Genomic DNA, 10,000 nt, shown 5'->3' with positions numbered 1-10,000 from the left:
CACAGGCCGGAAAAACCGGTGGAAAAGCCGCAGACATCGGGGTTAGCCGTCGAAATTTTCACCCAGATAGACGCGGCGCACTTCAGGGTTATGGCGGATTTCATCCGGCGTGCCCTCAAACAGCACTTCGCCCGAATGGATGATCGAGGCGCGGTCGATAATGTCGAGCGTTTCACGCACATTGTGGTCGGTGATCAGGATACCGATGCCGCGGTGTTTGAGATACCCCACCACATCACGGATATCCGAAATGGCCAGCGGGTCGATACCGGCAAACGGCTCATCCAGCAGGATGAAGGACGGATCACAGGCCAGGGCACGAGCAATTTCGACACGACGACGTTCACCACCCGAGAGAGCCGTAGCCGGTGACTTACGGATATGGGTGATGTGCAGTTCTTCGAGCAGGCGCGTTACTTCGGCGTCGATCTGCGAACGGCTGGTGAGGCGCAACTCCAGCACGGCCTGAAGATTCTGCTCGACGTTCAGGCCCCGGAAAATCGAAGATTCCTGCGGCAGATACCCAAGCCCCATGCGCGCGCGCTGATACATGGGCTGAGCCGTGATGTCGTGGCCATCCAGACTGATGGTGCCATAATCCGGCTGCACCAGCCCGGTAATCATGTAGAAGCAGGTGGTTTTACCCGCGCCGTTGGGTCCCAGAAGGCCCACGGCCTCACCGCGACGCAGGGACAGCGACACGGTTTTGACCACCGCGCGTTCCTTGTACGATTTGCCGATGCCTTCGACGCGCAGGCCATCAACCGTATCACTCGCTTCGGTCATCCGCATATCGGCGGCGCTGCGCACATCCAGTGTGGAAATAACGGTCATCTTATTGCGGCTTCTTAGTCGCTGAATTTTGGTTTGAGGCCTGGTTCGGATAAAAGACCCCGCGCACGCGGCTCTTGCTGCCCGCGGTCGGCACGCCGTCCATGCTCGATTTCTTGGCACCGACATCATAGACAAGGCGGCTGCCTTCCATGACATTCTGACCCTGCTTGAGCACCACATTGCCGGTCAGAACCAGGGTGTCGGTGCTTTTGGTATAGATCGCGCGGTTGCCGGTCATCACCTGATCGTCCACCACATAGTACACATTGCCAACCGCTTCGGCGGTAGACAGGGCGTCCCACCGGCCCGTCGTCGGGTTCTGGCCGTAGATGACCGTCACCTTATCCGCGCGCAGCCGCGACGTATCCTGAAGGAATTCCACGCTGCCCGTGAAGGTAGCGGTATGGTTACCATCATCGGCCTCGAACGTATCGGCGGCATAGGCAATAGGATTTTCCTTGGTGGGGACAAATTGCGCCCACGCCACCGGTGCCGCCAGCACCCCGGCCACGCCCATCACCCACATTGTTATCCTGATCTTCATGGCCGGAATATCCTTTAAAAAATGTCAGTTTTCGTCGCCCGAAAGCGTACCGGTCACCTGTTGTCCCGGCTTACCATAAAACACAACCTTGCGCCCGTTCTGCTCCACGCGGAAGGCCTGCGCATTGACCACGCCCGTCTGCCAGCGGCCTTCAACCGGCGTATTGCCGGTAATCACCGCACTCTGAAGATCGACGTCAGCCGCCTGGGTCCGCAAAGACAGGCCATTGCCTGAGTTCAGAGTGACATCCTTATTGAGCGTGAAACGCCGTTTGGTGTCGTCATAGACACCGACCGCGCCTTCCAGCGCGGAGGGACGGCTGTTTTCAGAGCGAATTTCCATACGCGGTGCCGTCAGCGTGACGATCTGTGACGTTCTGCCCTTGCGCACCGCCTCAAGACCGCGCATCTCATAGCGCTCACCGTTGCGGCTGCGGTCGGTATAAAACGGGTTGGTCATGCGGATGTCTTCGCCGGTGGTCGTATAGACGTTCATCGAATTGATAACGCTCTGCACAACGATCCACACGATCATAAGCAAGACCGTGCCGATAATAAGGCCCGGAAAGATAAGGCGCAGACGGGAGATCTTGCGCGAACGCTTTTTCCACGCCACCGCCTGAATATTCAGGCGGTGGCGGGCATCGGTATGGTCGTGCGTCGCGGTTTCAATGGCCGGCATGGCGGCAGAAATCCTCATCTGCGGGGCGTTTTCAGCTCCATGAATGGGCGAATATATCCGTATCTTCCCAACCTGCCAAATCCAGTTTGACGCGGTGCGGTAAAAAATCGAAACAGCCCTGCGCCAGCTCGCTGCGCCCTTCGCGCGCCAGCATGGCATCAAGCTTTTCGCGCAAGGTATGCAGATGCAGCACATCCGAGGCCGCATAGGCCAGTTGTTCCGGCGTCAGGGTTTGCGCCCCCCAGTCAGAGCTTTGCTGCGCCTTGGAGATATCGACGGACAAAAGCTCACGCACCAGGTCTTTCAGGCCGTGGCGGTCCGTATAGGTGCGCGCCAGCTTTGAGGCGATCTTGGTGCAATAGACGGGGGCCGTCACCACGCCCAGATGCAGCAGGAACATGCCGATATCAAAACGCCCGAAATGGAACAGTTTCAAGACCCTGGCATCGGTGAGCAGGGCTTTCAGATTGGGGCAGTCATAGGCCGGGCGGTTGAGCCGCACGACGTGGGCATCGCCATCCCCCGCTGACAACTGCACCACACACAGGTCATCACGCCCGAAGCGCAGGCCCATGGTTTCGGAGTCGATGGCAACCACGGCGCCCAGATCAAGGCCGTTGGGCAAATCGCCTTCATGATAATGGATGGTCACGCTGTAAAAAACCTCTGACTTTGTCTCTGGTTCTGGCCTAAGCCATAGGTCGTGCGCCGTCAATTCCTGTCGGCAAAGGCGTGGCGAAACCGATTGTTTTCTGTTGTTTGCGTAACACCCCCCTTGTCAGGGCGCGCGGCTTCGATCAAATGCGCAGTCCAACGCATAACACAGTTAACCATAACAGGGTCAGTCCATGTCATCACACCCGCAGGCAGACAGCGTGCAGAAGGAAGCCGGTCTGCGTACCATTGTCGCGGCGTCGGCTGCCGGTACGACCTTTGAGTGGTACGACTTCTTCATTTTCGGGGCCCTGACCTCGATCATCACGAAGAACTTCTTTACCGGGCTTGATGACACCACCGGCATGATACTGGCGCTGCTGACCTTCGCGCTGGGCTTTTTGTCGCGGCCCTTCGGCGCGCTGCTGTTTGGTCATATCGGTGACCGCAAAGGGCGCAAGGGCACCTTCCTCTACACCATCCTGCTGATGGGGGTGGCCACGGTGCTGATCGGCTTCCTGCCCACCTATGAACAGGCGGGCATTTGGTCGCCGCTTTTGCTGGTGGGGCTGCGCATCCTTCAGGGCATTGCGATGGGCGGTGAATATGGCGGGGCTGTGATTTACGTTGCGGAACACGCCCCCGCGGATAAACGCGGCGCCTATACGGCGTGGATTCAGGCTTCGGCCTCTCTGGGGCTGGTTATCGCGCTTCTGGTCGTCTTTCTGACCCGCACCATCGTCAAGGAAGAGGCGTTTGGTGACTGGGGCTGGCGCATCCCGTTCATCGTCTCCGCCGTGCTTCTGGCTATTTCGGTCTATATCCGCGCCAAGACCGCCGAAAGCCCCGCCTTCCGCGCCCTGCACGACAGCGGCAATATCTCCAAAGCTCCGTTCAAGGAGGCCTTTGGTCAGTGGTCGAACCTGCGTCAGGTGCTGATTGCCCTGTTCGGCTTCATGACGGCGCAGGGCGTGGTGTGGTACACGACCTTCTTCTACACGCAGGTGTTTCTGGAAAAGAGCGTCAAGCTGGCGCCCACCACCGTCAACCTTCTGGTGATGAGCATTTCGATCGTCAGCGCGGTCCTTTACGTCGTCTGGGGTCAATTGTCCGACCGCGTCGGCCGTAAGCCGGTAATGATCCTAGGCATCGCCATTGCGGTGCTCAGCTTCGTGCCCGGCTTCCATCTGATGGCGCGCTTTGCCAATCCGGCGCTGGACGACGCCGTCAACCGCACGCCGGTCGTCATCTTCGCCGACCCGCGCAAGTGTTCGGTACAGTTCGACCCGGTGGGCAAGGCGCAGTTCACATCGTCCTGCGACCTCGCCAAATCGCTGGTGACGGGGCTGGGCGTGCCTTATGTCAACAAACCGACCGAACCGGGAGCGACGTTTGCCACGGTGCAGATCGGTGATCGCACCATCGCCGTGCAGTCGGGCGATGCTCTGTCCAAGGACGAGCTTAAGACGCTGAAAACCAATGCCGTGACCGATCTCAAGGCGGCACTGAAAGCCGCCGGCTATCCCGAAGCCGCCGATCCCAAACGGGTCAACATTCTGGGTATTTTTGCGGTCCTGTTTGTCTTTACCGTCGGGGCCACGGCGCTTTATGGCCCGATGGCATCGGCCCTTGTCGAGATGTTCCCGACGCGCATCCGGTATACGGCCTTGTCCCTGCCCTACAATATCGGCACCGGCTGGTTCGGCGGCCTGCTGCCCGCCATTTCCTTCGCCATGGTCGCCGGTTCAGGTAACCTGTTCTTTGGCCTGTGGTATCCGGTGATTATCGGGGCCACAGCCATCGCGGTCGCTCTCCTCTTCATGAAGGAAACGCGCGGCCGTGACCTGCACACCATGGAGGACCCGCCGGGCAGGTAAACGAAAAATTCGCCTGAAAAACGAAAAAACACGGAAATGTGCATTGAGTTTTTCCACAACCGTGTCATTATTCCCACAGCTCCCGACGGAGTGTATGCGGCGGCTTTGACGTCTCCTGAGTGCGTTTTTCCCTTTATCTCTTCGTGTTATGTGCCAAACATCTGACCCGGTCAGTCTCACTGACCGGGTTTTTTTATGCGTCAGGAAGCCGTTATGCGTTTGTCGATTGCCTCATGGAACATCAACTCGGTGCGGCTGAGGATTGATCAGGTCATACGTTTCCTCGACATGGCGCGCCCGGACATCCTGTGCCTTCAGGAAATCAAGTGCCAGAACGGTGAATTCCCGCGCAAGGCTTTCGAAGACGCGGGCTATCCGCACATGCTTGTCACCGGGCAAAAGGGCTGGCACGGCGTGGCGCTGGTGTCGAAACTGCCGTTTGAAACTAACGAGATTTTGCCCTTTTGCCGCCGCGGCGAAGCGCGCGTTCAGGGAATACAGGTCGCGGGCATCGACCTGTGGAACTTCTACATTCCGGCGGGCGGCGACGTTCCCGACCGCGAAGCCAATGACAAGTTTGATCACAAGCTGGAATTCTATGAGCGCCTGACCGCGCACCTGAAAACGCGCAACCCAGATGCGCCGCTGCTAATCGCCGGCGACCTCAATATTGCGCCCGGCGAAAACGACGTGTGGAGCCATCGTCAGATGCTGAAAGTGGTCAGCCATACGCCGCCGGAGCTGGAGGCCTTTGCCAATCTGATGGAAGCGGGCGGCTTTCATGACGCCTTCCGCGAACTGTGGCCCGAACCGCAAAAGCTGTTTACCTGGTGGAGCTATCGCGCCGCCGATTTCCGCAAGTCCAATCGCGGGCTGAGGCTTGATCACCTGCTGATCAATCCCGCCTTGAAGACGCGCATCACCTCGCCTATAGCCGCCGTCATCCACGACTCCGTCCGCGAATGGGACCGGCCGTCGGATCACGCCCCTATTCAGATCGAGTTCGACCTATGACCGAAGACACCCTGCCCGCAGAAGCCGGGCTGCCCGCTGACATTCTGGCCAAGGCCGATTTCCGCTTCAATGAGTATGCGTGGAAAATCAAAGATATCCCCGAAGTGATCCGCGCCGCCACCAAGGTCGGGTTCATGAGCCTAGGCGGTCAGCTTCAGATCCGTATTCCCGACGCCATCGGCGAATGTCACTGGGTGGAAACCGACCCGGCGGGTTTGGCTCCGGCTGACCTGCCGTGGGCGGTGCGTATCCGCATGGTCGAGGAACTGGCGCTACAGGACTGGGAAGAGTTGAAGGCGCATTACGATTTCGCTGAACAGGTCAAACTGGCCTTTCCGGCGGTGCTTGAGCCCTATCTGGCCAAGGGTGGCAAGCTGGAAGACGCCCTGTGGTTCACCTGGTACGTCATCGATGAAGACAATGAGCGCCAGCACCGCGAAGCGGAGGGAGAGTAACCTCTCCTCCCTGCGGCTTTGCTGTGGGGAGGTGGCAGCGAACAAGGTGAGCTGACGGAGGGGGATGGCACAAAAACTGGCCAAAGGCGCAATAGTTTGATATTATGGCGGAATCCCCCTCCGTCATTTCTCGCTTACGCTCAAAATGCCACCTCCCCATGCCTTCGGCACAGGGAGGAGAGTTAGCGCAACTCTTTACGCACCACCAGCTTCAAACCCGACCACACGTCGCTGACGGCGCAGACCTTCACATCGACAAAGCCCAGCGGCAAACAAACCTCGCGGATAACGTCTTCGGTAATGTCGGTCGGCACTTTTGAGGCCTTTTTGGGCCACGAAACCCAGACCATGCCGTCCGGCCTCAGCGCCGTGCGCCAGTGGGTCAGCGCCGCCTCCAAAACCGCCCGCTCGGTGGTAAAAAGGTGCACCAGCTCCGGATCATCGGCCCCGAACCCCACACCTTCCTGCAACGGTTCCAGCCAGTTTTTATAGTCTTCCGGTGCGCCGACCACCGCCGCGCGCATCCCCGGCTTATATCCAAGCTTCTTCGCCAGAGGCGTACCGGAATAGCCTGTTGCCACCTTACCCCCCAATAAAAAACCGGGACCATCAGGCCCCGGCTTTCTTAAAATTGCAACCTGTACCCACCGGCGTCGGTCATCAGCAGACGGGCATTGGCCGGATCGGGCTCGATCTTCTGACGCAGGCGATAGACGTGGGTTTCCAGCGTGTGCGTGGTCACCCCGGCATTATAGCCCCATACCTCGGTCAGCAGTTCTTCGCGGGAGATCGGTTTGCCGCCGGCGCGATAGAGGTATTTGAGGATGTTGGTTTCTTTTTCGGTCAGGCGAATCTTCTTCTGCACCTGATCGATCAGCAGCTTGAGCGCCGGTTTGAATTCATAAGGCCCGATGCGGAAGGTCGCGTCCTCTGACGTTTCGTGGCTGCGGACCTGAGCGCGGATACGCGCCAGCAGGACGGCAAAGCGGAAGGGCTTGGTGACATAGTCATTGGCCCCCGCATCCAGTCCCAGAATCTGATCGGAATCAGAGGCGGCTCCGGTCAGCATGATCACCGGCGTGGTCAGGCCGGATTTGCGCAACAGGCGGCAGGCTTCGCGCCCGTCCATATCCGGCAAATCGACATCCAGCAGGATCAGGTCGGCATTGATGGTCTTCCCAAGGCGGATGCCTTCGGTGCCATTCGACGCCTGAGTGACCTTGAACTCTTCGTGCAGTTCAAGTTGTTCGGCCAGCGCCTCGCGCAGTTCGTCATCGTCATCAACGATCAGCAGGGTTTTTTGTTGCACCATAATCCTGTAGCGTTGTGGGTGTTTTTATCAGTTCAGGGTGTAAACCGGCCTATGGTCAAGATTTTTACCGCATACGCCGAAGGTTTTCTAGTCTTAAACTCAGATAGGGTGCGTTGCGCTCTGGGTAAAGGGGGCGTTATTGCCGCCGCTGATAAAAGGGAGGGTGATCTGCGCTCGCCGCTGGGGATGTGGCCGGTGCGTTATGTCTGGTATCGCCCCGATCGTTTGCCGGTTCCGGAGACGGTCCTGCCCGTAAAGGCCCTGTCGCCCGATGACGGCTGGTGCGACGATGTAAACAGCGATCTGTATAACCTGCCCGTCAAAAGGCCCTTTGAGGGCTCACACGAAACCCTGTGGCGGGACGATCACGTCTATGACCTGATCGTTGTGCTGGGGCATAATGACGACCCGGTGGTCAAGGGTCTGGGCTCGGCCATCTTCCTGCATCTGGCGCGTGAGGACTATTCCGGCACCGAAGGCTGCGTCGCGCTCAGTCTGGACCACCTGCGTGAATTACTGAAAACCGCCGACGCCGAAACCTATGTGGAGATCAGCCAGTAATCTCCTCGCTTTGCCGAAGGCATGGAGAGGCGGCAGGACGCAAAGCGGCCTGTCGGAGGGGATTACGCAGAGATTGACCAAGGCCGCAGTCTTTGGACGGGTCTGAGCAATCCCCCTCCGTCAACTCACTCCGTTCGTTGCCACCTCCCCACGCTCCGCGTAGGGAGGAGATTCAGCGCGAACCGAAAATGGCCGTGCCGACGCGGATTTCGTTCGATCCGAAGCGCAGCGCGGTTTCGAAATCGTCGCTCATACCCATGCTGAGATGCCCAATACCGTTACGCTCGGCGATCTTGCGCAACAGGGCGAAATAGGGACCGCGCGGCCCTTCGACCGGCGGAATACACATCAGGCCGCGCGGCTCCAGCCCATAGCCCCGCACCGTCGCGATAAAGGCGTCGGCCTCAGCGGGCAAAATCCCGGCCTTTTGCGCTTCTTCGCCGATATTGACCTGCACATAGATGTGCGGGGCGCGGCCCTGCTTTTGCGCCTCATCGGCAATGGCACGGGCGATTTTTTCGCGGTCAACGCTTTCGATAATATCGAAAAAAGCCACGGCATCGGCGGCTTTGTTGCTTTGAAGCGGGCCGATAAGGCACAGGGTCAGGTCGGAATATTGATCCTTTACCGGCCCCCAGCGTTCCATCGCCTCCTGCACGCGGTTCTCACCAAATCGCCGGTGGCCAGCCTCCAGCACCGGGCGTATAACCTCCCAGGGCTGGTTTTTAGACACAGCGGTCAGGCAGGCGGAATCGTCCGGCCGCCCGGTCAGTTTCAGCGTCTTGTGCAGACCTTTGACAATACGCGCGTAATTTTCCGCCGAAGGTAAAGATGACATACCGAACCCGCTACGCCTTTCTGATGAACCGGGCCAGAGACATAGCCCGCCACGCGCATATGTCCAGCGCAAACGGGCGCGATCTGCCCGCCCTGTTTTACGTCACTGATCCCAAACGCACTCCGCATCCGGAAGAAATTGTCGCGCACCTGCCGGCGGGGGCGGGTGTGATCTATCGCCATTTCGGCGACCCTCATGCCACGGCCCATGCCCGCGTCTTGCGCACCCTGTGTGATGATAATGGGGTGAAATTGCTGATCGGGCAGGATGTGGCATTAGCCGAAGAGGTCGCCGCCGATGGCGTGCATCTGCCCGAACGGGCTCTGGCAAACGCACCGGATGTGCGCGAAAGACACGGCGACTGGCTGATTACCGGGGCCTGTCACGGCTGCGAAACGCTCGATCTGGCGGAGGTGACGGCTCTGGATGGCCTCTTCATTTCGCCGGTTTTTGCCAGCCAGAGTCCCTCGGCGAAAGACGTCGCGCCTCTGGGGCTCAAAGGCATTCAGATGTTTTGCGATCTCAGCCCGGTACCGGTTCTGGGGTTGGGCGGCATTGGGGCGGACAATGCCGAACACCTGACGCACTCCGGCTTGGCCGGATTCGGCGCGGTCGAGGCGTTTCAGCTTAAATGATTAAAACTTGAACGTGGTTTCCAGACGCACGCGCGGCTGATCCTTGTCGGCCGCCGGATCACGCGGTTGCAGCGACTTGGTCTTTTCGCCGAAACCGACCGTACCGCCCACACGCACCGAGGGCGAGATCTTGTAGAAGGCACCGGCGTCCACGTCGTTCCAGCCAGAGGGGCGCGCCTCGTCCTGATTGAGGTCGAGCTTCAACCCCCAGCGGCCCTTCACCGACCACTGATAGATTTTCGACTGCTGACGGGTAGCGGCATTGGTCTCGGTAGAAATTGTGCTGAGGCTCAGCGGCGCGGTGGCTTCGCTGGTCTTGGCCTTGGCGGTCTGGTTATTGAGCGCATAGGCAGGCGCGGACGCGATAAGCGCCACGGCCATAACCGATACCCCTGCTGCCATAACCCGCTTCATAACTCTACCACTTCCGATGATCAGCCCACAGGCCAGTCACGTTCAAACCTTGGTTGGGCACGCCATATACGGGATGTGTGACGGATTTATGTAACCGCCTGACATACCCGCAAACGCCTGCCCGTCCCTATCCTGTACCCAGATTAGGGCATGGATATGTTATAAATCGCTTAAAAGCCTG

13 protein-coding genes are annotated in these 10,000 nt (G+C 59.0%); 5 read left to right on the top strand and 8 right to left on the bottom strand.

The window, feature by feature from the left end; genetic code table 11:
- Positions 1 to 42: 42 nt before the first annotated feature.
- From lptB to LDL37_RS02780, 4 genes are read right to left on the bottom strand one after another with little or no spacing between them, the layout of a single operon-like run.
- Positions 43 to 786 carry an LPS export ABC transporter ATP-binding protein gene (lptB, locus tag LDL37_RS02795; RefSeq protein ID WP_290794020.1) on the bottom strand — a complete coding sequence of 248 codons (744 nt, stop codon included), beginning with the start codon at positions 784 to 786 and terminating at the stop codon, positions 43 to 45.
- Between the two features lie 49 nt (positions 787 to 835).
- Positions 836 to 1,378 (bottom strand): lipopolysaccharide transport periplasmic protein LptA, encoded by a 543-nt coding sequence (gene lptA, locus LDL37_RS02790; protein WP_290794017.1) that lies wholly within the window; start codon positions 1,376 to 1,378, stop codon positions 836 to 838.
- A gap of 24 nt (positions 1,379 to 1,402) precedes the next feature.
- Entirely contained in the window at positions 1,403 to 2,077 is a 675-nt protein-coding gene (gene lptC / locus LDL37_RS02785) for an LPS export ABC transporter periplasmic protein LptC (protein ID WP_290794014.1), read from the bottom strand.
- Positions 2,078 to 2,090: 13 nt separating this feature from the next.
- Complete coding sequence (locus tag LDL37_RS02780) at positions 2,091 to 2,711, bottom strand: ribonuclease D (RefSeq protein WP_290794011.1); 621 nt, start codon at positions 2,709 to 2,711, stop codon at positions 2,091 to 2,093.
- 196 nt (positions 2,712 to 2,907) lie between these two features.
- Between LDL37_RS02780 and LDL37_RS02775 the strand changes: the two genes are divergently transcribed.
- The 3 genes from LDL37_RS02775 (at position 2,908) to LDL37_RS02765 (ending at position 6,059) form a co-directional block, all read left to right on the top strand.
- Positions 2,908 to 4,590, top strand: coding sequence for an MFS transporter (locus tag LDL37_RS02775; protein WP_290794009.1), 1,683 nt, complete (start codon positions 2,908 to 2,910; stop codon positions 4,588 to 4,590).
- Between the two features lie 213 nt (positions 4,591 to 4,803).
- The gene (gene xth / locus LDL37_RS02770) at positions 4,804 to 5,604 is read left to right on the top strand and encodes an exodeoxyribonuclease III (protein ID WP_290794006.1); all 801 of its coding nucleotides are present in this window, start codon (positions 4,804 to 4,806) and stop codon (positions 5,602 to 5,604) included.
- The gene (locus LDL37_RS02765) at positions 5,601 to 6,059 is read left to right on the top strand and encodes a hypothetical protein (RefSeq protein WP_290794003.1); all 459 of its coding nucleotides are present in this window, start codon (positions 5,601 to 5,603) and stop codon (positions 6,057 to 6,059) included. Before xth ends, LDL37_RS02765 begins: the two co-directional genes overlap by 4 nt.
- A 182-nt stretch (positions 6,060 to 6,241) precedes the next feature.
- On the opposite strand, the gene LDL37_RS02760 is transcribed toward LDL37_RS02765, so the two are convergent.
- Entirely contained in the window at positions 6,242 to 6,640 is a 399-nt protein-coding gene (locus LDL37_RS02760; protein WP_290794000.1) for a DUF3052 domain-containing protein, read from the bottom strand.
- A 44-nt stretch (positions 6,641 to 6,684) separates the two neighbouring features.
- A complete protein-coding gene (locus LDL37_RS02755) occupies positions 6,685 to 7,371 on the bottom strand; it encodes a response regulator transcription factor (RefSeq protein WP_107875697.1) in 687 nt (228 codons plus the stop codon).
- A 51-nt stretch (positions 7,372 to 7,422) separates the two neighbouring features.
- Between LDL37_RS02755 and LDL37_RS02750 the strand changes: the two genes are divergently transcribed.
- Entirely contained in the window at positions 7,423 to 7,932 is a 510-nt protein-coding gene (locus LDL37_RS02750; RefSeq protein ID WP_290793993.1) for a L,D-transpeptidase family protein, read from the top strand.
- 172 nt (positions 7,933 to 8,104) lie between these two features.
- Here the strand turns inward: LDL37_RS02750 and LDL37_RS02745 are convergent, their stop codons facing one another.
- Entirely contained in the window at positions 8,105 to 8,770 is a 666-nt protein-coding gene (locus LDL37_RS02745) for a YggS family pyridoxal phosphate-dependent enzyme (protein ID WP_290793991.1), read from the bottom strand.
- On the opposite strand from LDL37_RS02745, the gene LDL37_RS02740 reads away from it, so the two are divergent.
- Complete coding sequence (locus tag LDL37_RS02740; protein ID WP_290793988.1) at positions 8,764 to 9,405, top strand: thiamine phosphate synthase; 642 nt, start codon at positions 8,764 to 8,766, stop codon at positions 9,403 to 9,405. The two genes, LDL37_RS02745 and LDL37_RS02740, sit on opposite strands and share 7 nt — an antisense overlap.
- On the opposite strand, the gene LDL37_RS02735 is transcribed toward LDL37_RS02740, so the two are convergent.
- A complete protein-coding gene (locus LDL37_RS02735; RefSeq protein ID WP_290793985.1) occupies positions 9,406 to 9,807 on the bottom strand; it encodes an NtrZ family periplasmic regulatory protein in 402 nt (133 codons plus the stop codon).
- Between the last annotated feature and the right edge of the window lie 193 nt (positions 9,808 to 10,000).

The sequence above is a fragment of the Asticcacaulis sp. genome, from assembly GCF_020217185.1.
Classification (GTDB): domain Bacteria; phylum Pseudomonadota; class Alphaproteobacteria; order Caulobacterales; family Caulobacteraceae; genus Asticcacaulis.
Note: the sequence above shows the minus strand (reverse complement) of the source record. Positions and strands in the feature narration are given on the sequence as shown.